The organism is Mesobacillus subterraneus (genome assembly GCF_000934845.1).
GTDB classification, from domain to species: Bacteria; Bacillota; Bacilli; order Bacillales; family Cytobacillaceae; genus Mesobacillus; species Mesobacillus stamsii.
The window spans coordinates 1-608 of record NZ_JXIQ01000007.1; the positions used below are offsets into that span (position 1 = coordinate 1).

Here is a 608-nt window from a genome sequence, read left to right on the forward strand (position 1 = left end):
AGTAGCTTCGGGAATGCAGGATAAATGCGTACCGTACTTTCTCCCACCTCTAGATCCTTATATCTTTCCATCAGCCAGTCATGGACTTGTGCAGCTGACATATCAGGATTCTCACTTAACCACGTTTGAATAAGCATTTCATAAGGATCCAGCTTTTTAACTCTTGTTTTGGTTGACGCCATCCATCCACTCATTTCCTCTGGAGATTTTTCAAGATATTTATAAACAGTTGTTCTTGAAATACCTAGCTTTCTAGCAATTCTCCTAATTTTAAATCCTTGTTGTTTTAATTGATAAATTTCCATATACATGTTCCACTTTTCCACCTTTACGTTCCCCCATTGCTGATCAAGTCTACAAATCTATCATATTATACAGCAATAAAGGGATTTTTTTTAACTAATAGGGAGGAGTGATGCGAGCATTGAAATGGGTGCCGCCCCTCCCCCGGGGCGGCACCCATTTCAATGCCAATCCCCATAAATAACTGGTAAAAAAGTGTTCATTTTTATCTAGCAATAATGGTCTATTTTAGTTTAGCATTCACACAGGTCTATGTATTATCTAACGGATGATGATGAATAAAGTGTTTATGACACTCTTAAATT

1 protein-coding gene is annotated in these 608 nt (G+C 37.5%); it reads right to left on the bottom strand.

The genetic code is table 11. From position 1 onward, the window contains the following. Window positions 1-305, bottom strand: a 305-nt coding sequence (locus UB32_RS00790) for a helix-turn-helix domain-containing protein (protein ID WP_241768396.1), incomplete at its 3' end; no start/stop codon positions are given. Window positions 306-608: the final 303 nt, after the last annotated feature.